The organism is Longimycelium tulufanense, from assembly GCF_014645795.1.
Taxonomy (GTDB): domain Bacteria; phylum Actinomycetota; class Actinomycetes; order Mycobacteriales; family Pseudonocardiaceae; genus Longimycelium; species Longimycelium tulufanense.
In genome coordinates, this window is sequence record NZ_BMMK01000057.1 from 1 (window position 1) to 25,079 (window position 25,079).

General features: G+C 69.7%; 28 protein-coding genes. 23 read left to right on the plus strand and 5 right to left on the minus strand.

What is annotated here, in order from left to right:
- Window positions 1-1,048, plus strand: a 1,048-nt coding sequence (locus IEY55_RS29890) for a protein-L-isoaspartate O-methyltransferase family protein (protein WP_229686891.1), incomplete at its 5' end; no start/stop codon positions are given.
- Window positions 1,049-1,109: 61 nt separating this feature from the next.
- On the opposite strand, the gene IEY55_RS29895 is transcribed toward IEY55_RS29890, so the two are convergent.
- Complete coding sequence (locus IEY55_RS29895; RefSeq protein ID WP_189061935.1) at window positions 1,110-1,868, minus strand: hypothetical protein; 759 nt, start codon at window positions 1,866-1,868, stop codon at window positions 1,110-1,112.
- Window positions 1,869-2,356: 488 nt separating this feature from the next.
- Between IEY55_RS29895 and IEY55_RS29900 the strand changes: the two genes are divergently transcribed.
- Entirely contained in the window at window positions 2,357-2,584 is a 228-nt protein-coding gene (locus IEY55_RS29900; protein ID WP_189061936.1) for a hypothetical protein, read from the plus strand.
- 60 nt (window positions 2,585-2,644) lie between these two features.
- On the opposite strand, the gene IEY55_RS29905 is transcribed toward IEY55_RS29900, so the two are convergent.
- Complete coding sequence (locus IEY55_RS29905; RefSeq protein WP_189061937.1) at window positions 2,645-2,896, minus strand: hypothetical protein; 252 nt, start codon at window positions 2,894-2,896, stop codon at window positions 2,645-2,647.
- A 574-nt stretch (window positions 2,897-3,470) separates the two neighbouring features.
- On the opposite strand from IEY55_RS29905, the gene IEY55_RS29910 reads away from it, so the two are divergent.
- From IEY55_RS29910 to IEY55_RS29945, 8 genes are all read left to right on the plus strand, one after another.
- A complete protein-coding gene (locus IEY55_RS29910; protein WP_189061938.1) occupies window positions 3,471-3,896 on the plus strand; it encodes a DUF6409 family protein in 426 nt (141 codons plus the stop codon).
- Between the two features lie 92 nt (window positions 3,897-3,988).
- Window positions 3,989-4,408, plus strand: a complete 420-nt coding sequence (locus tag IEY55_RS29915; RefSeq protein WP_189061939.1) for a hypothetical protein — start codon at window positions 3,989-3,991, stop codon at window positions 4,406-4,408.
- Between the two features lie 89 nt (window positions 4,409-4,497).
- Window positions 4,498-6,843 (plus strand): hypothetical protein, encoded by a 2,346-nt coding sequence (locus tag IEY55_RS29920; RefSeq protein ID WP_189061940.1) that lies wholly within the window; start codon window positions 4,498-4,500, stop codon window positions 6,841-6,843.
- A 224-nt stretch (window positions 6,844-7,067) separates the two neighbouring features.
- Window positions 7,068-7,577 carry a hypothetical protein gene (locus IEY55_RS29925; protein ID WP_189061941.1) on the plus strand — a complete coding sequence of 170 codons (510 nt, stop codon included), beginning with the start codon at window positions 7,068-7,070 and terminating at the stop codon, window positions 7,575-7,577.
- A 287-nt stretch (window positions 7,578-7,864) separates the two neighbouring features.
- Complete coding sequence (locus tag IEY55_RS29930; RefSeq protein WP_189061942.1) at window positions 7,865-8,200, plus strand: hypothetical protein; 336 nt, start codon at window positions 7,865-7,867, stop codon at window positions 8,198-8,200.
- 495 nt (window positions 8,201-8,695) lie between these two features.
- Complete coding sequence (locus tag IEY55_RS29935) at window positions 8,696-10,261, plus strand: hypothetical protein (RefSeq protein ID WP_189061943.1); 1,566 nt, start codon at window positions 8,696-8,698, stop codon at window positions 10,259-10,261.
- A 31-nt stretch (window positions 10,262-10,292) separates the two neighbouring features.
- Window positions 10,293-11,270 carry a hypothetical protein gene (locus IEY55_RS29940; protein WP_189061944.1) on the plus strand — a complete coding sequence of 326 codons (978 nt, stop codon included), beginning with the start codon at window positions 10,293-10,295 and terminating at the stop codon, window positions 11,268-11,270.
- A gap of 81 nt (window positions 11,271-11,351) precedes the next feature.
- Window positions 11,352-12,209 (plus strand): hypothetical protein, encoded by an 858-nt coding sequence (locus tag IEY55_RS29945; protein ID WP_189061945.1) that lies wholly within the window; start codon window positions 11,352-11,354, stop codon window positions 12,207-12,209.
- A gap of 34 nt (window positions 12,210-12,243) precedes the next feature.
- On the opposite strand, the gene IEY55_RS29950 is transcribed toward IEY55_RS29945, so the two are convergent.
- The 3 genes from IEY55_RS29950 to IEY55_RS29960 all read right to left on the minus strand — a co-directional run bounded on the left by IEY55_RS29950 (window position 12,244) and on the right by IEY55_RS29960 (window position 13,723).
- Window positions 12,244-12,786, minus strand: a complete 543-nt coding sequence (locus IEY55_RS29950) for a PIN domain-containing protein (protein WP_229686892.1) — start codon at window positions 12,784-12,786, stop codon at window positions 12,244-12,246.
- A 10-nt stretch (window positions 12,787-12,796) separates the two neighbouring features.
- The gene (locus tag IEY55_RS29955; protein WP_189061947.1) at window positions 12,797-13,258 is read right to left on the minus strand and encodes a helix-turn-helix domain-containing protein; all 462 of its coding nucleotides are present in this window, start codon (window positions 13,256-13,258) and stop codon (window positions 12,797-12,799) included.
- A gap of 108 nt (window positions 13,259-13,366) precedes the next feature.
- Window positions 13,367-13,723, minus strand: coding sequence for a hypothetical protein (locus IEY55_RS29960; protein ID WP_229686893.1), 357 nt, complete (start codon window positions 13,721-13,723; stop codon window positions 13,367-13,369).
- Between the two features lie 900 nt (window positions 13,724-14,623).
- Between IEY55_RS29960 and IEY55_RS29965 the strand changes: the two genes are divergently transcribed.
- From IEY55_RS29965 to IEY55_RS30025, 13 genes are all read left to right on the plus strand, one after another.
- A complete protein-coding gene (locus IEY55_RS29965) occupies window positions 14,624-14,782 on the plus strand; it encodes a hypothetical protein (protein WP_189061949.1) in 159 nt (52 codons plus the stop codon).
- A gap of 120 nt (window positions 14,783-14,902) precedes the next feature.
- Complete coding sequence (locus IEY55_RS29970; protein WP_189061950.1) at window positions 14,903-16,252, plus strand: ArdC family protein; 1,350 nt, start codon at window positions 14,903-14,905, stop codon at window positions 16,250-16,252.
- 123 nt (window positions 16,253-16,375) lie between these two features.
- Window positions 16,376-17,638: a hypothetical protein gene (locus tag IEY55_RS29975; RefSeq protein ID WP_189061951.1), complete on the plus strand. Its 1,263-nt coding sequence runs from the start codon at window positions 16,376-16,378 to the stop codon at window positions 17,636-17,638.
- 296 nt (window positions 17,639-17,934) lie between these two features.
- A complete protein-coding gene (locus IEY55_RS29980; protein WP_189061952.1) occupies window positions 17,935-18,360 on the plus strand; it encodes a single-stranded DNA-binding protein in 426 nt (141 codons plus the stop codon).
- Window positions 18,361-18,450: 90 nt separating this feature from the next.
- The gene (locus IEY55_RS29985; protein WP_189061953.1) at window positions 18,451-20,013 is read left to right on the plus strand and encodes a ParB/RepB/Spo0J family partition protein; all 1,563 of its coding nucleotides are present in this window, start codon (window positions 18,451-18,453) and stop codon (window positions 20,011-20,013) included.
- Between the two features lie 96 nt (window positions 20,014-20,109).
- The gene (locus IEY55_RS29990) at window positions 20,110-21,018 is read left to right on the plus strand and encodes a ParA family protein (protein ID WP_189061954.1); all 909 of its coding nucleotides are present in this window, start codon (window positions 20,110-20,112) and stop codon (window positions 21,016-21,018) included.
- Window positions 21,015-21,320, plus strand: coding sequence for a hypothetical protein (locus IEY55_RS29995; protein ID WP_189061955.1), 306 nt, complete (start codon window positions 21,015-21,017; stop codon window positions 21,318-21,320). Before IEY55_RS29990 ends, IEY55_RS29995 begins: the two co-directional genes overlap by 4 nt.
- Window positions 21,321-21,626: 306 nt before the next feature.
- Window positions 21,627-22,028, plus strand: coding sequence for a hypothetical protein (locus IEY55_RS30000; RefSeq protein ID WP_229686894.1), 402 nt, complete (start codon window positions 21,627-21,629; stop codon window positions 22,026-22,028).
- Window positions 22,029-22,154: 126 nt separating this feature from the next.
- Entirely contained in the window at window positions 22,155-22,511 is a 357-nt protein-coding gene (locus IEY55_RS30005) for a hypothetical protein (protein ID WP_189061957.1), read from the plus strand.
- Window positions 22,508-22,999 carry a hypothetical protein gene (locus tag IEY55_RS30010; RefSeq protein ID WP_189061958.1) on the plus strand — a complete coding sequence of 164 codons (492 nt, stop codon included), beginning with the start codon at window positions 22,508-22,510 and terminating at the stop codon, window positions 22,997-22,999. The genes IEY55_RS30005 and IEY55_RS30010 overlap by 4 nt, the downstream gene beginning before the upstream one ends.
- Window positions 22,996-23,862 (plus strand): hypothetical protein, encoded by an 867-nt coding sequence (locus tag IEY55_RS30015; protein WP_189061959.1) that lies wholly within the window; start codon window positions 22,996-22,998, stop codon window positions 23,860-23,862. Before IEY55_RS30010 ends, IEY55_RS30015 begins: the two co-directional genes overlap by 4 nt.
- A 30-nt stretch (window positions 23,863-23,892) precedes the next feature.
- Window positions 23,893-24,261 (plus strand): hypothetical protein, encoded by a 369-nt coding sequence (locus IEY55_RS30020; protein ID WP_189061960.1) that lies wholly within the window; start codon window positions 23,893-23,895, stop codon window positions 24,259-24,261.
- A gap of 96 nt (window positions 24,262-24,357) precedes the next feature.
- Window positions 24,358-24,588, plus strand: coding sequence for a hypothetical protein (locus IEY55_RS30025; protein WP_189061961.1), 231 nt, complete (start codon window positions 24,358-24,360; stop codon window positions 24,586-24,588).
- The last annotated feature ends 491 nt before the right edge of the window (window positions 24,589-25,079 follow it).

A 25,079-nucleotide genomic window follows, 5' to 3' on the forward strand; every position in this document is an offset into this window, starting at 1 on the left:
ACGCGCATTCGCGGCGGTGCCGCGCCACCGCTGCCTCCGCCGATTCCGCTACCGCGCCGACGAGCACACCCTCGCCCCGGACACCATGCCGGACGAGGCGGTGCTCGACATCGTCTACGCCAACAACTCACTGATCACCCACACCGGCCGCGACGGCGACCCCCCAAGCAGCAGTTCCGCCCCCTCCCTCATGGCAAAGATGCTCGAAACGCTCGACCTAGCCCCGGGGCACCGGGTGTTGGAGATCGGCGCCGGAACCGGCTACAACGCCGCGCTCATCACCCACATCACCGGCGCCCCCGTCACCACCATCGAGGCCGGCGCCGCGGCCGCGGCCGGCGCCACCGACTCCATTCGCGCGCTCGACCTGGTCGACCGCGTGCAGGTCATCCACGGTGACGGCTACGACGGCCACCCGCCGAACGGCCCGTATGATCGGATCATCGCCACCTGCGGCATCGCCGGCATCCCCCCACACTGGCTCGACCAACTCACCGACGACGGGCTCATCCTCGCCCCCCTCGCCTTCGCCGGCGTGCACCCCATCCTCACCGCCCGCCGCAACGACAGCGGCGAACTCACCGCCCGCATCGCGATGTGGGGCGACTTCATGCCCGCCGCCGGACACCTCCGCCCCGCCGAGCTGTTTCACCACGACCCGGCCCACGACATCCCCGCCGCCCGCCTCCGGCCCGCCGAAGGCACCGACACCGAGCTGACCACCGAGCAGTACCACGACCTGTGGTGCTATCTCGGCATCCGCGACCCCCGCACCAGCCGCGCCTACCTCGCCGGCGACCAGCTCGACCCCAGCCGCGGCGCCTGCGCCCTCGTCGACCCCACCGACGGCGCCGCATGGATCCACCACGACGGCGGGATCACCCTCGCCGGCGCCGACCACCTCCACGACCACCTCGCCACCCTCACCGCCGACTGGCACCACGCCGGCCGACCCCCAGCCACCGCATGGACAGTCACCCTCCGGCACGCCGACACCGGCGCCGCCGGACTCCTCCTCCCCCACCACTGGACCCTCACCTACGGATAAGGGCCCACAACCGACAGGAGGGGCCGGTGTGTGGCCGGCCCCTCCGGCACGCCGTGAGCGTTCAGCGTTCCTCGACCTGTGCGCGGTAGTCCGCGCGCAGCCGGCCTCCCTCGGTCACCGCGGCCACGAGGCCGTCCTCGTCCGGCAATGGCCCCGGGGACGCGGTGACCGCGTCCCACACGTTCCACAGCCACACCACCAAGCTTGGCGGCGGCACCGTTCCCGGCGGGCACCCCTCCAGCTCCGCCGCGAGCTCCTCAAGCCGATCCGCGACCGGCATCCCGTACTCGGTGGCCGACGGCAGCCCGGTCAGCAGTGCGGCGCGGGTGACCAGCGCGGCCGCTATCCGTCGCACCGCGGTGGCGTGCCGAGCACGCCACCGCGCATCCCGCCGCGCCCGGCGGCGCCGAGCGCGCAGCACCTTCTCATCCTTCGCGTCGCCGTGCTCGACGCGGCTTTCGAGCCTGCGGAGGAGGGCCTCGATCCCTGCGACCGTCACCCCCTTCCACTCGGCCAGCTCCCTGCGGCTGATCCCCGCCACGGGCGCCACATCCCGCAACAGCAGCAGACGCAACCGGTCGGCCTCGTCCTCGATGAAGTCCAACAGGGACAGTCCAGCGGCCACATCCGCCCGAAGCACCGTCGCCTCCACCGAGCGCCGTGCGCGTACGACGTAGCTGACCAGCGCTAACACGTTGTCGGTATCCGGCAGTTGCGCCAGATAGCGACAATCAGCGGCGCGCCGGCGGGCCGCTATCCCGGCCGCGGCCGCACGCGCACGCCGAAGCCGGGCGGCCCGCTCGTCGGCGTGATCACCCATGCAACAAGGAAACCATTGTTCGCGTCGCGAACGAGTCCGGGGGTGCGCGCAGAAGGCGAACCCGTGGCGGGCACATCCGTGTTCTCCGCGGGGGCCACGGACGTGTTCTCAGGCTGATTCCGGGTCGAACCCGTTCGCGGCCACCCGGGTCGGGATCAGGTCTCGTCCTCGTCGCGGTAGCCGTAGGGGTTGACCTCGTCATAGCGTTCGTCGCCGTCCTGGTCACCGAACCCGATGTCCCAGGTGCACATGTCCGGCCAGTCCAGCGGCGGGCACCAGCAGCGCCGACAAACCCCACACCATCCAGGAATTGACTTCCATGCGCGGACGGTAACGCCGATCACCGACCACGCGGTGTCGTTCAGCGGCCCTGCAGCCAGACCGGCCGATACGGCAGCACCCACCCGACCGCGACCACCCTGTCGACCAGCCGACTACATCGAACATGTGTTCGACACACTGGCGTGTGGGCGCTAGCGTCCCAGCTCATGAGGTACCGCCGCCTGCCGGACGGCCGCATCGCCGAGATCGCACCGACCCACTGCCGGCACGACCCGCCCCACCCGCTCGGCCCCGGCACCGTGCTGGTGGGATGGGACCCCGGCCTCCGCGCACGTACGTGGACGTGCCGCGCCTGCCTGGATGCCGGCCGGGCGGACATCGCCGTGCTCACCGACCACGACCTCCACCCCGGCCCCGGCCGGGACCCGGGGTGATCCCGCCACCGCGCCCGGAACCTCACCCGCCGCCGCTGACCCGGCCGCAACCCTGTGCCCCTACTCCGCGGTATGAGGCGCGGCAGCCAGCACCTCATACCGCGGCGTCATCCCGGCCCGCTCCAACCACGCCAGCGACTCGCGCAGCGGATACCACGTCAACCGCGGCAACTCCGGCAACCGCGCCTCCCGCGGCAACGGCCGCATATGTGCCGGCGGCCGAGCCCGAATCTTCGTCAACCAGTTCGGCGGCTCGGCCGCCAACGCCGCCAACAACGTCCCCGAAATCCACCGATCACCCGGATCATCCAACGGCGGCAAACCCCACACCGACCCAGACGGCTCCGAAATCACCAACGCCATAAACCCGCCCCTCAAAATCGCCCGAAAACCACAGCGCGGTATGCATACTACGCGCCGGAGGGCCACCACGACAAACCCCGACGGTCCCCGCCGACAGGGGCAACCCTGCGGCCAGGCAGGAAAAGGCGGGGGCGCTCGCCGCCCCCCGCACCCCCCGGCAGGTCTCCAGGGAGGAGGCAAACAACCGCGGCTGCGGAACGGGGGCTCCCGGAATCTCCCCATCGACCTCCCCACGGGCTACCAGCCGCGTCAAGGGGGCCACCTGGCACCACAACCCCACCACCCATCAAAGGGGCCCCCTTGACACGCCTGGTAGGGCTCACGCCAGGTCGACAGGGAGATTCCTTTTTGGGAGCCCCCTTGATGGGTGGCCACCCCAAAAACCACACCACAAACACCCGCAAACATGTGACGCGCATCACCAAAATCGGGGGTCTCCCAACTTGTGCGGTACGCATACCGCAGGATAGTATGGATACCGCAAGAGGGGATGAGAAAAACACCAAAGAAAGGAACCACAGAAATGCAGACCACCACCGTGCCGCAGCTTCCCGAGAAGGGTTCCGTTATCACCGCCCGCCCCTGGCAGGACGGCCAGCGCCAGGCGAAGGCTGTGCGCGGCCTGGTGGTGCAGCACGTGCACACCGAGAACCCCACGGACGCCTACATCGTGGTGTGGTTCCCCGCGCTCGGCGCTCCCGCCGTCGGCGACCCCGACACCACCCCCACCGTGCAGGCCATCCTGCCCCGCGAAATCGACACCGTCGCCACGCTCGACCAGCTGCCCGCCACCTGGGTCATCACCACCGAACGCACCGCCCGCCACACCCGCCGCACCGGCGGATACGACATCGGCCTTGCCGCCGGCGTGCCCCTGGAGCGGCTGGCCAGGACCTACCGCGCAGCCCGCAACCAGCGCCGCCAGGCCCGCACCCACACCCCCACCTGACCGCCGCCAGGCTGCGGGCCCCGGCCACCAGGCCCGCAGCCCCCACAACATCACCGACCCCGACCGGGACACCACACCAGGAGTGACGACCCATGTTCTCGACCATCCTGCGCCGCCTCCGCCTCTTCATGGGCACCACCACCCCGACCCCAGACCCCACGCCGCACGCACACACCGACTGGGAGACCGGCCCCGGATGCATCGTGTGCCAGACCCCCGGGAACACGTGCGCGCCCTGTGACCGGTTCGTGAGCGAATGCGAGTGGTGTGGCGGCGCATTCGTCGGCGTCCGCCGCTGCTGCGCGCCGGAATGCCGGATGGCCCTCGGGATCGACGGCCGCGACGACCCGTGGCGGTGCGGGTGCTGCCGTCAGCCGCTCGACCGCGCACCCCGGTGGCTCCAGCCGTTCGGCGAGCCCTACGACCGGAAAGAGGCCCTGTGCCAGGGCTGCTACACCCTCTGCGACCCGATCACCGGGCACGACCCCGGACTCACCGCCGCACGCCACTGACCGCCAGGCTGCGGGCCCGCTGGCCGGGCCCGCAGCCGTCCACACCAGACACACCGACCGTTTCTTTTCCCGTGGGGGACACCGTGATCGTGTGTAACGGAGCTGGCCAGCGACCCACCGCCACCAAGACCCTGGGCGGCCCACACCTGGGCCCCAAGCTCAGCCGCCGCCGCACCTACGGGCGCTGCCCGACCTGCAACCGATGGATGGGTCTCACCAGCGCCGGCAACCTGGCCCGCCACAAGGCCGACCCGCACACCCCGCAGACACCCCCGGAGAACACCACCGAGGCCGCCGAGCAGCAGGACGCCCCCACCGCCGAGCACACCGCGCCGGCCCCGGTCGTGCTCGAGCAGGACCCCGACGACGAAACGCCCGATGAGGAGCCCCCGACCGACCCGGCCGCGCCGATCGACCCCGAAGGCAACGACGCCGGCGTCCAGGGCGACCTGTTCGCCCTGGACGCGGAGAACTCGGCGGCCACCCGCACCGTGTCCCCCGCCGAGCCGTGTGAGGACACGCCCGCCGATGCGGTCGAGTCGACCCGGGGTGAGGACGTCACCCCGGGTGCATCGATGACCGTCGATGCTGCGTTGGCTGCGGACGGGTCGGGGCTGTCGCCCGTGGTGTGGCGGCACTGGCAGACCGGTGACACCCCGGCCGGGTATGACGGGCCGCACGACATCGACCCGGGCAGCCAGGCGTGTCGGGTGGCGCGGTGTGTGTGCGGGTGGGCGGTGCGCTGGGAGAACGAGGGGCAGCGGGATCGCATGGTCGAACGACACCGGCAGCGGTACGGGATCGCCGACGACACGGACGGCGCGGCCGCGGGACAGCAGGACAACAAGCCGAACGACACGAACGAGGGAGAAAACACCATCATGGGCACCACCACCGACACCACCGGCGGCACGATCATGCGCTCGGATGATCAGCCGGTGCAGTCCCCGAGGTTGACAGGCGCCTTGGCGGCCGTCCTGGGAGACGGGTGGACGGTGATGGATGACGCCGGCCGCTGGATGGACCGATCGATTCTGGTGGGTCCCGAGTATGCGCTGACCGTGCATTGCCTGACCTCGCACCGGGCCGCGGATCGGGGCAAGGTTGAGATCAGAGGTGTCTTGCCGTCCGGCTGGTCGGACCTGGTCGACTACTGCACCACGAACCCGGTGATCCGGGTGAGCGCGAATCGGGCCGAGCGTGACCCGGCCGCCGTGGTGGCCGACATCCGCCGTCGGCTGCTGCCGGGGTTCCTGGCCCTGCGCGGCAAGATCGAGGCTGGAGCACGCAGGGAAGCTGCGCGGGCGGCGCAGCGTGCGACCCTGGTCGGCCGGTTGACGTCGGCGACCGGCGGATTCGGGGAACGCTGGGGAAACAACACGCACAGCCCGGACCGGATCACGATCGGCACGGTAGGGGACCCGGTGCAGGCGGGGATCACCACCAGCCATGGTGCCGGTGAGGTCAAGCTCGAGATCGAGCTGACCGACGCAGACCAGGCGGTGAACCTGGTCGAGCTGCTGGCGTCGTTCGCGGCCCAGCATGGGCAGCGGCGGGCGCTGCGCCGCGGCAGTAGCGCTGAGACGATCGACACCACGCCTGAGCTGGTCATCGGGACGGCCGGTGAAGTGCTGCACAGTGGGTCGGCGCGCGACGACGGTAGGGCGTTCTGCGGTGTCGACCTGGAGCAGCGGCACGGGGTGTACCGGCGGTACACCGACGCCATCCCGGCCCTGGTCGAACAGGGATACGGGGCGGAGAACGCGTGCCGGGACTGCTGGACGTCCGAGGCCCGCCTCCAGTTGACCCGTGCCGCCTTCCACCACCGTCGGCCGGCGCCGACCGCGCCGGTGGTCGACGAAGACCACGACGAGCGGGACCAGCCGGCCGACACCGCGCCGGCCCCGACTGACGTGGTGTGGCCAACCGAGACCGACAACCGCGCCGCTGGCACGGTAGGCCGGTCCGGTGCCGTCACCGCCCCCACAGTCGAGCACGACCAGGGCCAGACCGAGCACACGGCGACGGTGCGCGTGTATGACGTGCCCCCGACCGCCACGTGTGGATGCGGCTGGACCGGCCGCTACGACACCCCCGACCAGGCACAGGCAGCAGCCCGGACCCACATCTACCGGGAGCGCACCGACGTCACCAACCGCATGGACGCCGCCCGGTTCGTGACACTCGCCGAGCCGGTGCTCTCCGTCACCGCCCCGGCCGCGCCCACCGTGGACCGGACCGCCATCCCCCGCAACACCCACGGCGAACCGCAGTGGACCTCCACCCGCCCCACCCCGGACGGGGCGCGAGCCTGGTGCAACGTCCCAGGCTGTGACTGGTCAGTCGAGGGCTGCACCGACCGGAAGACCGCCCGACGCCGCGCCCGCGCCCACCGGGCCGAGTGCGCCCACATCGCCGCCGCCCTCACCTCCTGAACCAGGCCACACGACAACCGGGAGAGACCCCGTACACGGGGTCTCTCCCGGCCCGGCGACCAAAAGCACACCAACCACCAGCAGCTCACCCCCAGCCCCCGGGCGCGGGGACCGCAACTCGGCGCATCGAGCGCCGACCCGCGGGGCTCCGGGCCTAGCGGCCCGTCCCACCGCCGGTCATCTCACCTCAGACCAGCACGCGATTTTCGAGAGCGAAACCCGTCATGAACGCCCAAGACCCGCAGCCCCAGCAGCTCACCCTGTTCCCCGACCTCCCGCCGGTGCCCGTCCGGCCGGCCCGCCGGGCACGACGCGGGAGAAGCCTGCTCACGGTGGCACCCCAAGGAACGCCGCCGTCCCTACAGGCTGTGCGGGATGTGATGTGGCTGGTCCGCACCAGCCGGATCGTGTTCACCTACACCGGCGACGTCCTCTACATGAGCTGGGAAGGGCGCCGCTCCCCCGCCTCCGCCGCCCACGCCGACACCCTGCGCTGGCTGGACCGCCAGGGCCGCCTGTGGTGGGGCTGGGGCACCGAGTACGGCTTCCCCCGCCTCACCCGTCCCGCCGAACGCTGGCGCACCCGCCTGGCCGAACGCTGGCCCTCCGACGACACCAACCGCGAACACGCCGCGCTGGACCAGAAGATGCGCGCCCTCGGCTACATCCGCCGCGACAAGCTCCTCACCCTGCTCCCCACGCCCAACGCCGGCCACGCACGCCGCGCCGCCTAAACCCCGGAGCGATCGCCCACACCTGGAGCCGCGCTGCCGCACACACCGGCCGAACCCTCGGCCAGCTGGACCACCACACCGGCGCTGCGGCCTAAAGTCCACAGTAGACACGATCATGTTGTTACCGGGACCGCCTATGCCTTCAGTGTCGACGAAGAGAAGGCGACGACATGACCCTGGCGCCAGGGCGCGCCGTGGCCACGATCACGTGACAACCGGCAACAGTGCTAACACCGCCCGGCGTGTCGTGAGTCGCAACCTGATGCAGTAATGGCATGATCACGGACATGGCAGGACGACCCAGCTACGGAGCACGCGAAGCCTTCACGGTGCGCGTGCCCGATGAGCACGGCCGCTGCTACCGGAACCTGGCCACGGCCGCAAAACCTGACGACCGGGGTATCAACATCAGCGACTACCTGGCGGTCGCGCTCGCTGACGCCCACGGGCAAGACCCCCCGCCGTGGATCAAGCCCGACGTCGCGAACCGGGTCCTGGCCCTACTGGCCCAGGCTCGTGCCGAAGCCGCGCAGGCCCGCAAGCAAGAGGCCAAGCGCGCCAAGAGAAAACGCACGGGTCGCAACCACCACCCCGTGAAGGAGGTGTTCTCCCGCAGCGCCTAACACACACATCACCAGGGGCTAACTGAACAACGCCACCGAGGCGATCCCCGCGCTCAACGCAGACCCGTCCCTTGGCAGTAGGGCGGGTGAGCGAAGAGGTAAGGCCGGAGGTTTGGCAGACCATCCGGCCGGACTGCTGAGCGTGCGGGTGGAGATGTTGGCGCATCTCCGCCGCTTCGGTGCCACCCGAAGGAGACACCAACCTTGGCTCGGTGTTTCCAGGGTAGCGCACGCCCTGACGACATCCGCAACAACAGCCCGGGCGACACGCCGACAACTTCTGCCGGCGTGCTTGATTCGGGTCGGGTCGGCGACGGTGCGCCGTCGGTCGCCGTGCCCACACCACACACACACCCGGCCGAGTGCGTGACGTGCGCTCTGCGACCGGGTCGGCCCCGGCCGATCCCATTGCGCACCGTCGTCTGCGGGCCTTGCTGGGGCGCGCTTGGCGGCAAACCGGCCGCTGGTGACCTTGACGCGCCGGCGGACATCGCGTTGCAGGTCCGGCCGCCCGCGTCCCAGCGTGAATGGCTCCGGTTGCTGGTCGCCGAACCGTGGTTCGGCGACCTCCAGGCCCGCACTCGCCGCGCTTTGCGTCGGCTGATCCGCAAGCTCGCCGCTCATGCGAACTGGACCACGGTGGAGACTTGGCCCACCTGGGACGCGCTGATCGCGGCGTCCGGGTGGAGCCGGACCCGGATGTCCACCTGGCTGCGTCAACTCAAAGTGTTGGGCTGGCTGGTGACCGTCGAGCAGGGCAGCACACCCCAATTCCGCCCCATGGCCCTCGCCCACGAGGTGAAGGGCAACCGCGCCGCTGTCTACCAGCTCACGGTGCCACTGCGACCACAGGACATTCCCACCATCCCCGACACAGCCGCCGAGCTCCTCACCGCGGCCGGCTCGAGCGAGCACGCCCCCGTCGAGGCCAGCCCGGAGCCGACCGCGCGTGCCGTTGAAGGCCCGCAGAGCCAGCGTGCTGTGGACAAAAACGGGACCCCAACGCCCCCGGTTTCCAAGGAATCTTGCGTAGAGAGGGTGGTTCAGACGCGCGCGAGGAGCGTTGTCCACAGCTTCAGCACCGAACTTTCAGTGTCAACTGAAGTTATGGAGGCGCTTCGCGCCCGCCTTGACAAGGAGCGGAGTCCTGGGCTTTTCCATGATCAGGTTCCGGTGACCCGGGGACAGATGTTGGCCGCCGCGTTCGAGCTACGGCAGGCGCACCCGGTGCTGGAACGACTGAGTTCCAAGGCGGTGCGGGCGCTGGTCAAGCCGTTCTGGCGTCGCCGCTGGACCAACGCCGACCTGCTGCACGGCCTGACCTTCCGGCCCAGCTCGTGGGCACCGGTGGATGCCTGCCCGCCGGACCAGGTGGTGTGGCCAGCCGCGTGGATTCGGGCCCGACTGGCCGCCTGGCGCGATGAGCACGGCCGCATCCTGCCCGGCCACAGCGCCCACCTCGCCGCCCATGCCACCGCCCGCGCCCGCCACGGCCGACTCGGCGCCGCCGCCCTGCCACCTGGCGCGAGCGGCCTCGTGCCCGAACACGTGCTGGACCGGGCCCGCCGCCTCTCCCCCACCACGACCGAGATCCTGCGCCGGCACAGCCCGATACCCCCAACCCCAACGAACGACGTCCTCACCCCCGCCGCCGCCCGCGCAGCATCCGACCAGCTCACCGCCCGCCTGATCGCCCAGGCCCGCACCGCACACACCCCCCGGACAGCTGCCGGAGCCACCCCGCCCCACCGCACCCTGCCCTGGTGCGGAACCTGCCAGTACAGCAGCCGACACCACCGCGACGGCGCGGCCTGCACCCGCTGCCACCCCACCCGCGGCACCGGCTCCTACACCACCCCCGACGGCACCTGGGTGCCCTACCACAACCCCCTCGACGACAGCGTCTACCACCAGCCCTTCCCCACCGAAGACGGCGCCAAGGCCGACACAGGCGGCCGAACATCCGGAGACCTCCCCGACGACCAGGCCCTCACCCCCGAACAGCGGGCGCGAGCCCGCGCCCGCTACGAGCGCCACCAACGCCACCCCTGGCTCCGCTAACACCTTCACCGCGAACGGAGAACCATCCACAATGGACAACTACCGCGCCCGCTGGCCCGGCCGAGTCGTGCCCGGCACCGACGCCGACATCGCCGCTGCGGTCACCGAGCTCTGCCGCCGCGCCGACTGGCCGCTAGACCCTCTCAGCACGCGGGCCCTCGCCCGCGTGCTGGAACCCTTCTTTCACCACGGATGGTGCGTGGATGCCCTCATCACGGCCCTGGACCGCACCCCCGACCAGCAACGGAAAGCCCCCTGGCGCGCCGAAGGCGGCGACCTGGCCGCCTTCGTCGTCCGTCGGCTTCGCGCGTGGACCCTCGACCCGGACACCAGCCCCACCGTGATCCCCCTCGACCCACCGATCCGGGCCATGACCCCCACCGAATGGCACGCCAAAACCGCCCACCGCCGCCGCGATACCAGCCCGGACCGTACCCGGCGGAAACTCACCGCCACCGGCCAACAGGCACGCGCCCAGGCCCTCCGCCACGCCCACGGCCGCCAACACTCCATAGTGGACAGAATTCGGGAATCCGAGCAACGCCAACAGAACGCTCTCGCCCGACTCGACGAGCTCCTCCCACCCACCACCCGACACGCATCGGCAGCCGCACCAGCCACTCCACGTCGCCAGGCCGACCGACACCTCGCCACCTACGCCACCCGCACCGCCCGCATCGTCGGTGACCCCGCCGTCCGACGCGCCCTCGATGCTCTCGGTACCCACGACGAACACCCCGCGACCACCCTCCGCGTCCTCATCAACGCCATCACCGACGCCCGGCAGCGCACCGCCCTCGACACCCTCGCCACACTGGGCCCCGCCGCGATCACCATGGACGATCACACCCAGCAGATGCTCACCGCGATCGCTCACGCCCTCCACCACGGCCTCTCCGTCGAGGACACCCTCGACCTCCTCCGCCCCCACCTCCCAGCACACCCTCAACCCGCAGAACCACCCTCGACGACCCAGCCCCGGAGGCACACCCCGTTATCGTCACGGTGACAAAAGTAAGCCGGCGGGGCAGGGTCGCCCGATGGGGCGTTAGCGGAGTCTGGTCTGAGCCAGCAGGCGCACGATCGGTACATGTACCGCATCCACTGGCCGGAGGTGATCGAGCAGGCCCGCGACATCGTCACCCGCTACGAGTACGGCGTCACCCTCCGCCAGCTCTACTACATCCTCTTCTCCCGAGGGATCATCCCGCACAGCGCCCCCACCTACCGGCGCCTGTCCGCCCGGCTGGCCGAGGCACGCCGCCGCGGCGACTTCCCCCCGCTCATCGACACCGTCCGCCAGGTGCACGTCCCGCCCTCCTACACCAGCCCCACCGAGCTCCTCACCGCGGCGGTGGCCACCTACCGGCGCGACCACACCGAAGGACAACCCACCCAAGTATGGGTCGGCGCCGAGAAAGACACCGTCCGCGCCGCCATCGCACAGTGGACCCACGACCACGGAATCCCCGTCATCATCTGCCGCGGCTACGGCTCACAGTCCTATGTAGACGACGTTCGCGGCCGCGTAGAACACGATGGCCGACCTGCCGTTCTCGCCTACGTCGGCGACTGGGACGCATCCGGACTGGACATCCAACGCGACTGGACCACCCGCACCCACTGTTGGGACACCGTCGAAAGACTCGCCGTCACCCACGACCAAGCCGCCCACCTCCCCGCCGCAACAGCCAAACCCGGCGACCCCCGCTGGCCCAAGTTCGCCACCCGCTACGGCTACAACCCCACACACCCAATCCAATGGGAAGTCGAGGCCCTCGACCCCGACCAACTCCGCCAACTGGTCCTCGACGCCATCCACCGCCACACCAACCCCCAACAACTCGACCGAGTCCTCGACCGTGAACGCACGGAACGCACTGAACTCGCTGCGTTTGTGCAACAGTGGCGCGAGTACGTCCGCCCTGCCCGCCACCGCCACAGGTGATTCGGCGCGAAATCACCACCACGAACACCACCGGTCAGGAGCCGCGCAGCGCTGCCACAACCTGCGGCAGGCCCTGATGTTCAAGCCGCACAAGGACATCGTTCACTGTCCCCGGTGGAGAGGTCCACGAGTCAGCGATCCGCTGCACACAGCCGTAGACGACCTTGGGGGCCTCCTCGACCTGGCCCAGCACGAACTGATCCGCGCTCTTCGGCTCGATGTCCCAGCGCGCCAACACATCCACAGGAAAATCGCCCAAGTCGTTCGTCACGATGACCTGTGCGCGAGCCCGGATCGCCGCCGCGAGCACATGCCGATCATCCGGGTCCGGCAGCTCCAAGCCCTCAATCCACGGCTCATAGCCGGTGACCAGACAATCCCGCACCGCCCGCACCATCAGCTCCCGGGTCCGCCCTAACCGCCCCGCATCCAGGTCCGGCCGGTTGGCCCGCAGGTTGTCGAACACCTCGTCCAGAATCCGATCGGTCCACCGCGCCCGCACCAGACCCGCCTGCGCAATCCGAATCAACAGGTCCCGCACCGTGCTCGGATACAGCACGTTCGCGTCGTAGACCACCACAAGCACGTCAGGCGAGCCCCATCTCCTGAGTCAACGCGGTCAACTCGTCCGCAGCCTCCCGCCGGGCCTGGTCATCCCGCCGCAGATAGTCCAACAGCGACGCCGCCCGCACCCGACGATGCTTCCCGACCATGCGGTAGTCGATCTCCCCCTGCTCCAACAGACCGATCAGGTACGGCCGCGACACGTTCAACAGATCGGCCGCCTGCTGCGTGGTGAGCTCGGCGTGCGTCGGCACCACCGCCACACCCTGCCCGGCCGCCATGTGCGCCAACACCCGAGCCAACAGCTCCACCGCCGCCCGCGGCACCACCAGCTCCTCCCCGTCCTCCTCCACCAGGACGCGCACCTTCTCCGGCCCCTGCGGATGCCGCGCCAGATACGCCCGCACCTGCTCCACCGCGGCGTCCGCAGTCGAGACGTCCTCCGCATCCGGCTGCACCGGCGGTTCCACCATCACCAGACTCATCCCACACACCTCCTCACCGCAGTATCCGCAGTAAACGAAGCAAACGCAACCAACAGCGTGACCAGCCACACAGCGACCTCCCTGGTGATGCCGGCGGCATCACCACCCTCACGCCTCGTACCGCTCCACCGCCTGACGCACCAGATCCGCCCAGGTCACCGTCCGGTGCCCCTTCACCAACTCCTCCTGAATCCGCTGGTACGCCGCCGCCGAAGCCAGACCCTCATCGTGCGCCCGCTTGGCCTCCCACAGCCCGAGCAGCTCCCGCGCCGCGCCGCCCGGCGCCCAGCCAGCACCATCGCCGCCGGCAGCGTGATCCCCACCGGCACCGGATAGCCCACGTTCCACGTGCCCTTCCGCCGCACCGCCAGCCGCAGCGCACCCTCCTCCCCCCTCATCCAGCAACGGCCCTTGCGGGTCGGCCACATCCGGCTCCGCCAGCCGCACCCGCACCAGCAGCTCCACCACCCCGTCGCGACGCGGCCATCGCCGACGCCCGCGCCAGCCGGCCGGCCCGGGGCAGGCCGATAGAGCCCTCCGCCACCAGCCGCGCCGTCTCCCGCTGGATTCGCCAGCCCCAGGACGAACTCCGTGACCTAGTCGACGTTCTTCTCGCCCACCGTGACCTCGCCACCGACGACGACACCGAGGCCCCTGCCCTGGTCCCCGCCTCAAAACCGACCGGCCGGCGGTCGAAACGGCAGCGTTAGGAGTGGCGAGGATGATGCATCCGGCACCACCCCGGGTGAGCACGAGAATGATTCCGCCGGAATCACCACCACGACACCGCAGCTCCAAGAGACGGCCCCGCCGCCATGTCCACAAACACGAAGAGGCCGACCAAATCCGCGCGAACGCGGGCCGCAAGGCCGACCTCTCCGGAGCCCGCAGGCTCTGTCCTTCCACCGCAATGAGAAGGGAAGGAACCACCCCAGTCTACTGACCCACAAAACAATCACCAAACGACGCGACCCCGCCCCGCGCAGGTCGTGATCCGGGGCGCTCGCCGCCCCCGGACCCCCGGCACGCTCTGGGCAGGAGGGGGAGAGGGGCGCGGTGGGGTGGTCCCGCCCGTCGCGTCCGCAAGGGCTAGCACGGGGTGCCGGCAGGGCACAAGGCACCCCGGAGGGGACCCCGCCTTGCGCCCCACCGTCCCCCCGCGCTCGGGCCGGAGGCCACGCGACGGGCAGAACCACCCCGGCCCCGGGTGTGTGTCGGGGGACACAGCTTGATTCCGACGGAATCAGGCTCCCCACCTTGCCCTCCCGAAATGACTATAGTATAGTTACATGTGTGAGGGGGTTGGGAGCCGCAACCCGAACCCCACACCGAGAACCACCGCAACACAACAACGAAAGGAACGTCGTGACTCGCATGTTCCAGCAGTCCATCCCGCCTTGCCAGGACGACGGTGGTGAGCAGGACTACCGCCGCCACCGCGAGCAGCTCGACGCCGCCGCGGCAAACCCACCGGACCACCTCGACGAGTACGGCCAGCCCTACGCCTACCCCGGAAGCGTCTGACCCGGGCGCCTCCAGCCCTGATTCCACCGGAATCACGTCACGGCGCAGGGGGTGGGACGCCGCAACCCGCCCCCTGCGCCTCGCAATCCCACCGCACGAGAAGAAACACGGAGAACCACCATGTCGAAGCGTCGTCGCCCCCTCACCCCGGAAGAGCGAGCCGAGCGAGCCGCGCGCGCGGCGCAGTTGGCCCAACGAGCACACGAGGTGATGTCCGGCGCGGAGATCGGACAACGGGTCCGTTCGCTACTGGGCATGTCCCGCCGGATCATGAGCTACAGCCTGCGGAACCAAGTTCTGCTCTTGGAACAGGCCGCCGAGCGTGGAATTGAACTCAGCGACGTGGACACCTTCAGGGGATGGTGCGCCCGCGGCCGCCGCGTCCGGAAAGGGGAGCGCGCCCTCTTGATCGTGCGGCCGGTCGGCGTCGACGACGACCAGGACGACGCCGAGAGCATCGAGCAGGAACACCAGCACGAGAGCGACACCACCGACGCGCCGAAGCGGCCGCGCTTCCGCATGATGCCGGTCTTTGCGATGTCCCAGACCGACCCGGTGGAGGACGCCGAGGAGACCGAGCCCGATGAGGACGGGGACGACCTCGACCAGCCCCCCGCCGTCTTCCTGTGGGGCACCCTGATCGAGCAGGTGGCCACGGCCGGCTACACCATCACTCGCGACGGGACGGCCGCCACGACCGACCACGGCGCCCGCGTGGTCACCATCCCTGGGCAGGAGATCGACGACGACGCCGTGACCACCCTCGGCGAACAGCTCGCCGCCATCCTCACCCACCCCACCGACCGCGACAAGGCCACGGCCGAGGGGAACACCGAGCAGCAGGAGACGACCGACTCCCAGGGCCGGCAGCGGGTGACCCTGCCCCTCGGTGACGCCTACGGCACCGCGACCGCCACCGTCCACACCAACTGGGAGACCGGCCGCACCACCTACACCGTGCGCGGCCCTCGCATCCGCGGGACCTACACCGTCTTCCCCGACGAGTACGACGACGACAACCCCAACCCCACCCGTGTCACCGTGCGCTACGGCGTGTGGAAGCCCCGCGCCCTCCCTCGGGAGTACGACGATCTCCCCGAGATCAACAACGTGCGCTTCGCTGGAGGAACCGCGGGACTCGACCCCAGCGAGGTCGACGACCTCACAAGGTGGCGGCTCAACGGTCCACACCAGGAGAAGACCGCCGAGCGCAACGCCGCCGTTGTACGGGCCATCCTCCGCCACTGGTTCACCCGACCCGACCGGGACGCCGTCCGGACGGCCGCCGCGCGCTACGAGGCCCCCCGAAAACTGCGCTACACCAAGGACAAGACGCAACGACTCCGCGACCAGATCACGGAACTGACACGCCAACTCGCCGAGCGCGAGAACCTGGCCGCCGAGCTGACCAGCCTTACCCAGGCCACCACAGGCGCGGATGATTCCGCCGGAATCACCACCACCCTTTGACATCCCCAAATAACTATAGTATATTTATTTGGGGATGTCAGTGGCGGGGGGATGAGGAAGCCGCAACCCGTCCCCCCGCCCCGCTTCCACCGCAACGTCATCACCGGGAAAGGACACCGAGACATGCCGCTCACCCTGCGCCGCATGGTGGACCCCGCCGAGCACGCCGACCAGGTGGTCGCCCGAGTCACGGCCGCCGCCCGCACCTGGGAGGCGAGGTTCCACGGCCGACTGCTGCTCTCGATCGAGGTCAGCGAGCCCTACGACACCATCGCCCCGTGCCCCACCGAAGACGGCCGCGTGGAGGACGTCCGCACCACCGTCGCAGACGTCACTGTCACCCTGGCCGACGTGGTCGACGCCAACGGCGGATGGCAGATCCTCGGCGGACTCCAGGCCCATCACGGGATCAAGGCGGAGACCGGACAACCCGGACCCGTCACCGCGTTCGGCGCCGCCACCCTGAGCGAGCACGGCCAGCACGCGGGGACATGCGTCCACTGTGGACGCCGCCGGCGGCGCACCACAACCTACCTCCTGCGCCACCGGGACGACGGGACGATCAAGCCCGTGGGATCGACCTGTGTTGCCGACTACACCGGCGGAGCCGTCACCGCGCACCTGTGGGAGACCTTCGGCCGCGGCCGGCGTGCGATCGAAGACGAGTTCGACGACGCCATTCGAGCCGCCCGCGCCGCCGCCGCGTTCGAGCTCGTCGAGGTGGTGGCCGCCGCCGTCGCCGACGTGCGGGACCGAGGCCGCTACCACAGCCGTGCGGCCGAGGAGTGGGGGAAGCTGCCGACCACCGACGCCGCCCGCATGATCCTGACCCGCAGGCGGAAGGACCCGCACCTTCCCACGATCACGACCGCCGACCTCGGCCAGGCCGAGGAGATCATCCGGTGGATGCGGGAGGACTACCAGCCACCGGCTGGCGACCAGTTCGCCGAGAACACCGCCGCCGTCTACCGCAGCCGCTTTGTCGACGCAGACAGAGGTTTCGGGCTGGCCGTCGCGGGTGTAGCGATCTACCGGCGGGAGCAGGACCGCCGCGCCCGCGCCGAACGCGAGGCCCGCGCCGAACACCTCCGCTATCTCGGCACCGTGGGGGAGAGGCTGCGCGACCTCACCGGAGAAGTCCGGATGGTGTGGCGCGATGAAAACCACTGGGGCGACACCACGCTACTGATCATCGCCGTGGACACCCCCGACGGCCCCGCAGTCATCAAGTGGAGCGCCAGCAAGTACGTACCGGTGGACACCGGCGACACCGTGACCCTCACCGGCACCGTCAAGAACCACGAGGAGTACCGGGGCGAGCGGCAGACCATCCTCACGCGCTGCCGGATCACTCCCGCCACCGAGCCCACCACCAAGGCCGCCTGATTAGCCACGGGTGGCCGGGGAAACACCCGACCCCGGCCACCTCTGTGCCCGGCTCGCGCGGAGCCCGGAGGGACCGGGCATCGAGCCCGGCCCCTCCGGACCGGCCCGGCCGCCGTCGGGGCCAGCATCCGCCCGCCCCTCACGACACAACATAAAGACTCGATGATTCCGGCGGAATCACCCGCAGGACCTTGACCAACCCAGAACTACTAAACTATAGTTATGTGGGTGAGGGGTGGGAGCCGCAACCCGAACCCCACGCCACCACCGCATCCGAGACAGGAGAACCCAAAGCCATGGCCGGAGAAACCACGATCACCGTGGTCGGTAACCTCACCGCCGATCCAGAACTGCGCTTCTTGCCGAGTGGTGTCGCAGTCGCCAACGTCACGGTGGCCTCGACGCCCCGCACCTTCGACCGACAGGCGGGGGAATGGACGGACGGCGACCCCCTGTTCCTGCGCTGCACCATCTGGAAGCAGCTCGCGGAGCACGTGGCGGAATCCCTCCATCGCGGTGCGCGCGTCCTCGTCACGGGTCGACTGCGCCAGCGCAGCTACGAGACCAAGGACGGAGAGAAGCGCAGCGTGATCGAGCTGGAGGTCGACGATCTCGGCCCGTCCCTGCGCTGGGCCACCGTCAAGGTCAACAAGGCGACCCGAGGTGGGGGAGACGCCGCCGCACCCGCCGACCACTGGCAGGGCGACGAGCCCCCGTTCTGATGAAACCCGGGGTGAGGCGAGTCGCACCGACCCGCCTCACCCCACTCTCCTCACACTGAAGACGAGAACCACCGAGGAAGGACACGACCGATGCCGCGCGTGCGGAACACCAAGAAGCCACCGAAGGGGCCCAGCGTCGTCGACCGGACCGCACCGCAGGCGGAGCAGGAGACTCGGGGCGGCGCCGAGAAGGCCGCGGAACTGTTGGGCAGCCTGGAGGCCGCGCAGCAGGACACCACGTCGCACAGCGTCATCCAGGTGGCCCCGGACACGATCGCCCCGCATCCGGACAACCCGCCCCACCGCTATCAGGACACCGAACAGCTCCGCGAGACCGCCGACTCCATGGCCGAGCACGGCGTGCTCCAACCTCTCGTGGTGGCCACCCGCGCCGCCGTCGTCGCCGACGCCCCCGCGCTGGCCGACACGATCGACGCGGCGGCACCGTACGTCATCCTCGCCGGCCACCGCCGGTGGGCCGCCGCCCGCCTCGCGGACCTGGCCAAGATTCCGGTGATCGTGCGTGATGACCTGGCGAGCCATGCCGCCATCACCAAGGTCTTCCTGATCGAGAACCTGCACCGCGAGGGCATCACTCCGCTTGAGGAAGCGGACGGTTACCGCCGGCTGCGCGAGCAGGGCATGACCGAGCGACAGATTGCCGCGGCCGTGGGCAAGAGCCAGTCCCACGTGCACAAGCGCCTCCAGCTGCTGACGCTGCCACAGGCGGCCAAGGACGCCCTCCAGGTCGGTGACATCACCATCACCGACGCCCAACACCTGCTACACAAGGACCTCCCCAAAAACCGACGGGAACGGGCATTCGCCACCGCCCGGGAGACCGGGATCGCCGTCGAGGCCGCGGTCAAACGAGAGATCGCCCTCGCGGAAACCGAGAAGCGCACCGCCGAGCTCCGCCAGCGGCTCCAAGACGAGGGCGTACCCGAGATCGACCCCCGCGAGATGTTCGGCGCCGACGCCTGGCAACACCGGCTCCAGCCCGAGCACGTCGAACCGGAACGCGAAGCTGGACACCTCGCCGGCGCCCAGATCATCGGCGGATCCCTCGCCTACTACAGCACCTTGCCCAACCCGGACATCCGGGCGTCCCTGGACGCCCAGAACCAGAAGACCAACACCAGCCCGGCACCGGCCACCCGAACCGAAGACGACGAACGCGACGCCACCCTGTTCCAAGCGCGGCAGGCACACCTCGACGCAGGCCGGAACCGGAACGAGGCGATCCGACGTCTCCTCACCGACCACACCCAGCTCAAGCCCACCACGATCATCGACATCCTCACCGACGGTGTCCTGGTGGGTGAGGTCGAAAATGGAGTGTTCCACTACGACGCCGCAGTCCGAGGGTGGTTGGATGTCGAAGTCGAGGACGCTCCGGAGCTGGATGAGCTGATCGCCTCCGATCGCCGGCAGGCGCAACGACTCGCCCTGGCCGTAAGCCTGGCCGCGCTGGAGCACGACGCAAGCGACCTGGTCTACCCCTCCGGCAGGACATGGCCCCGACCCGTCGCCCGCCACGTGCGCCGACTCGCCGAACTCGGCTACCACGAGCTCAGCGAGTACGAGAAGGACAAGCTTGCCGCGTCGGACGCAGCCGCAGCGACCGAAGACGACACCACCGACGCCGCCTAACCGCGGGCCGGTCTTCCCGACCACAGTCGAGGTGATTCCGGCGGAATCACCTCACCCCCTTCCACCGCAACGCGTACTTGAGGGAACGGCAAGATCATGGGAAAGAAGATCGCGATCTGGAACGAATCAGGCTCGGTCGGCAAGACCACCACGGTCGTCAATCTCGCCTGCGCGCTGGCGAAGCGTGGCGAGCGCGTGCGTGTCGTGGGCCTAGACCCCCAGTGCGACGCCGAGTACTACCTCGGCATCGGCTCCACCCCCCGGCACACCGGGGACATGCTCGTCGAGCGCACCGTGATCGGGGAGGACGGCGAGCGAACCAAGGTGCTCTACACCATCGCCGAGTGTGAGGTCCCCGTCGGTATCCGAGTCGCCAACCCACACGCCGAGGAATACGACCCCACCGCCGCCGAATGGCTCTCCCGCATCACCGTCGTGCCCGCCGGAGCCGATCTTTACGATGATCAGGTCGCCTTGGACCAGGACCCCCTTGGCGGGACCCGGCTCCGGGAAGCGTTCGAGGAAGCCGAGCAGAACGGAGATGAGGACAAGGTCATCACGCTGTTCGACTGCCCAGGCTCCAAGTCCGTGTTCACCATCAACGTCCTCTACGCCCTAGACCCCAAGGATGGGGACCGGGTAGTCACCTGCACCCCGCCGGACTGGAAGGGGACGGGCGGCCTCGGCAAGATGCAGAAGACGTTGAACGAAGTCAACCGCAGAACAAGGCGCACTGAAAAGAACCTCCTCGACATCGACGCCGTCGTTCCTTGCCGGGTCCCACCCAGCAACCGCGGGAAGTTCTTCCAAAACCGTCTCGCTGACCTGAAGCAAGACGACAGCCCATGGGCGGCCAAGGTGGCCCCCAGAATTCGAGAGGCCGTGGTGGTCCCCGAGTCCTTCTGGCAGCAGGAACCCTTGCTGATCTACGTACCAGACGAGCCCGTCACAGCGGACTACCTGGCCTTGCTGGACTGGCTGGACGAGCGTGGAGTAACCAAATGACCAGCGCCGAAGCGCAGGGTGGCTCCCCGGGGGGAGCCACCCGCTCCGGCCGTCACCAAGACGGCAAGAGCATGTTGCAATCCTGGATCGACACCGCTTCCTTCCAGTGGGCCGTCAACACTGTCAACGGGATTAAGAAGGACGTTGACCCTCGCTACTCCATGCGCCGCTTCCTCGAAGACGCAATCTCCAAGCACGCTCTGGAACTCGAGGCCGAGCACCACGGCGGGAAGCCCTGGCCCGAAAGCGGTCCCCTCCGCCGAGGCGTTCCCGGCAAACGCACCCGGGACACCGACGAGTAGAGCTCATCAGGAGTTGAGGCCGCCGCCACGGACGGGGATCTCTACGAGGTGGTGGTGTTGACCGAACCGCCATTCCTCTCCGACAGCCCTGGGGCGGCTCCTGGAGTACGGTCGCCTGGACTTGGACGCGGTCCGACGCGGCCACCATCGCTGAGGCGTACCTCCAGCGTGGCCACCAAGCGGTGCAGATCTGGCAGAACCGCGATCTGGTCGGCGAGGTATCCACTGTCGACGCTCGAGAACTGAACGACAACTGAACTGAGAGACGACGTGACTTCGTGGGACCAATGGCCATGCCTGCCCTGGATGATCAGTGTCTCGCTACGGGAGAACGTTGACCCGCGACGGGTCGGACAAAGCATCGCCGACGCGGTCGGTGGCGCTGCCCGGCCGATGGTGGCCCGCGTGGCCCGAGTCCCGGTCACCGTCGAGGAACAGGCGAAGGTCTGGCGATTCGCCTGGCGTACCGGCCAAGTCCCGCCCGAACAGTCCGCCGTCTACCTGATGGCCTGCCACGTCCAACCGGACACCGAGGGTGAGGTGCCTGGCACCGAAGAACTCGGCCTCATGGTCCACCACCCCGGAACCGACTACCTCCCCGTGGCATCGCAGCTGGTCGTCGACGTTGAGGTCGACGCCCCCAGGTTGGAACGGGGGCGCTTCCGCCACCGACCCCGCGTCCTGCGCCTCACCCGGCCCCCCGTGTAGCCACCGGCACGGGATGAGGCCGCCCGCCGCGTCGGGACGGAGTGGTGTCGTCACGGGTGATCACAGTACCCGAAAGAACGAACCCCTAGGGTTTCTTATATCGCACCTCTAGGGTAGCGTCGGGGTATGACGATCACCACGACGTGGGTCCGGGATCCCTCCCTCGGTGAGGACGAGGTCCGGAACGACTGGTACGCCTACATCAATAACGGCCTCTACACACAGGACCAGCAGGAGAAACTCGTCCGGGCTCTCCTGGCCGAACAGCAGCGGGAGCTCGAGGACCTCCTCCCTGATGGGTTCGCCTGGCTCCCCTCCACCAGCGAGATCATCGGCCCGGTGGATGCCGAGCTCGACCTGGATGCGGCGTTGGAGGCGGCACGGTCCGGCCAGCGGGACGACGTCATCAGGGACGTGCTGGAGGTTGTTTTCAACAAGGTGGCCGCCCGGTTTGAGGAGATCGAGCGCGAGGTGCTCGGGTGACCAGCTCCTCCGGGGTGGGGCGGTCCCCGGCAGGGCGACGGCCCCACCTCGACCCGTCGGAGCTCACCGCGTGGCTGCGTGCGCTGCCCCCACGGGAGCGGATCCGTGCCGCGGAGGAGGCCAGCGACGAGGCACGGGCGCTGGTGGGCCATTTCGCCGAGATCCGGCGGGCCGCCGTCGTGGAGGCTCACGCCCAGGGCGAGGACGTCGGGGTGTCACCGCAGAAGGTTCGGGACGCCGCGCGCCGGGACCGGGAGCTGCTGCGGGCCGCGTTGGAGGTGCTCACCCGGCCCGGGGTGGCCGCGGTGCGCCGCGACCAGCTGGCCCAGGGTCTGGCGGCCCGCGCCCCGATGTATGCGGTCGCCCAGCGGGTGGACATCGGCATCCGGCACCTGGACACCACCACGATCACCGGCGACGAGCATGAGCTGCTGATGGCCGCCCACCGTCGTGCCCTGGCCATCCTGGGACGGCAGGAGGCCCGGTGATCCGTCCCCGCGTGCTGCCCCGAATCCGGGACCGGATGGTGTGGCTGCTGACCGACCCCGACTCCGACCTGCGTCGCGTCGTCGACGACGACGAGGGCCTGCTGTTGGACACCGTGGCCCGTCACCTGACCACCGGCGCCCTGTACTGGGTGACCGCCGACATGGCCGCCCTGGCCACCGCGGCCGGCCGCAGCCTGGACACCGTCCGCTGGTGCAGCCAGGACCGCCCCGCCCCCACCGGGCTGATGGTCATGGACGGCGGCGTGGGCTGGATGCCCTACCAGGGCGTGGACTACCCCATCGACGCCCTGTCCTGGGGGCCCGGACCCGACGGGCTGCTGCTGTGCCTGTGGCTGGCCCGGCGCCGCCTGGACGACCGCCTCGCCCCCCACGGCGCGGCGGTCGTGCCCGAGCGGACCGCCGCGCTGCTCCCCGTCCTGGGCCACACCATGCCGGTCCACTCCGAGGACCACCCCGTCACCGCCCTCCCCGATCACCTCCGGACATTGGCCACCACACTGGCCGCCGCCTGGCACCTGATGGACCAGCCCACCCTCAGCGAGCAGCGTCCCGCCCCCATCGATCGGGGCCTGCGCCGCGTCTACACCCGCCAGCAACGCCCCGAACCCGCGGTCACCCTCATCGATCTCCGCTCCCGCTACCGACCCACAGACCCCGACCAGCAACCCGATCTCCACCCCAGCCGCTACCACCACCGCTGGGTCGTGCGCGGCCACTGGCGCTGGCAGGCCCACGGCCCCGACCACACACTCCGCAAACGCATCTACATCACCGACCACCTCAAAGGACCCCACGGCGCCCCCCTCCTCCGCCACGAACGCGTCAACGTCTGGCGACGCTGACCCGACCGACCGCATGGGAGGAACGACCTGATGAACGAGAACAAGCCAGCCGCCGTCGACGGGCTGGTCACCCAGCTCCACGCCCGCACCCTCGCCGCCGAGGCCGAGGAAGCCGCGAACGGGTTCCTGTGGCTCACCGTGTGGCACGGCGACCTCGAGTCCGACGACGACATGCAGCGTGTTCAAGCCCTCTCCGACGCGGCGTGGTCATGGGCCGACCGGTGGCCCGGCTGCGTGTGCACCCAAGGCGGCAACGACTACTGGGCTGTCCGAATCGGACCGCCCGCCCCGGACCCCGCCGATCTGCTCGCCGACCTGGAGACCCTGGCCGCCGAGCTCGCGCCGACCAGCCCGGCCACCGGCCGGACCTGGTGGCGCATCCACCGAGGCCGCCCCTGAACCAGCTACCGGACATCCGCCGCTGTCGCTTCAATGCCAACCAAGAACAACCTGTGACGCCGCCTGCATCAGCGAAACGGGGAAGACGTGCCCACGATGGACGACCACGACCGGCCCATCGCCGGTGACCAGCTTGACCCGGCGGTCGCGCTGAATGAGTGGAGCCGGCGGGCGGACGCCGACCGGATGCTGTGCCCCGCACCAAGGCACGGGCCGATGGTCGCGCTCCGCGACCGCAACTATCCGGGTGTCCGGGTCACGCTGCTCAACAGTGACATGATCGACTGCCACCAAGACGACATCTGGCTTGTCCTCACGCTCAAGTAGCCCGGCGGGCCGTGCTCGAGGGCGGACCGCAGCCGGTCCTTACCTCGAGCACTCCTCCCAGCGCCAGCGTGTGTCGGTGATGCCGCCAGCATCACCGACACACCTCGTGATGAGGGAGTAGCACCGCCGGTCACGCGGCGTTGTACCGAGGATGTCGAGTTCGCCGCGAGGTCCACTACGGCCGCAAGCCGCAGGACCTCCCAGTCCGTCGATCTGTGCGGGTAGTACCCCGGTCTTTCTGTGTGGTGCCCGGGGTGTGCGGTTCCTGCTGTCGGGTCAGGCCAGTCGGAGCGACCAGCCCGAGTCCGGTAGCTCCACTCGCTGCTCTCTAGCGGTCACGGTCACCACGAACTTCCGGTAGTCCGGTTGGTCGTGCTCGGCCCACCAGGTGTGCGCGGCCTCGACTTCTTCCCAGAGCCGACGCGGTCGGGTGTGTCAAGTTAACGGTGGATCGCGTTGATGTGGTTACTTCCTTGCTGCGGACAGTCGTC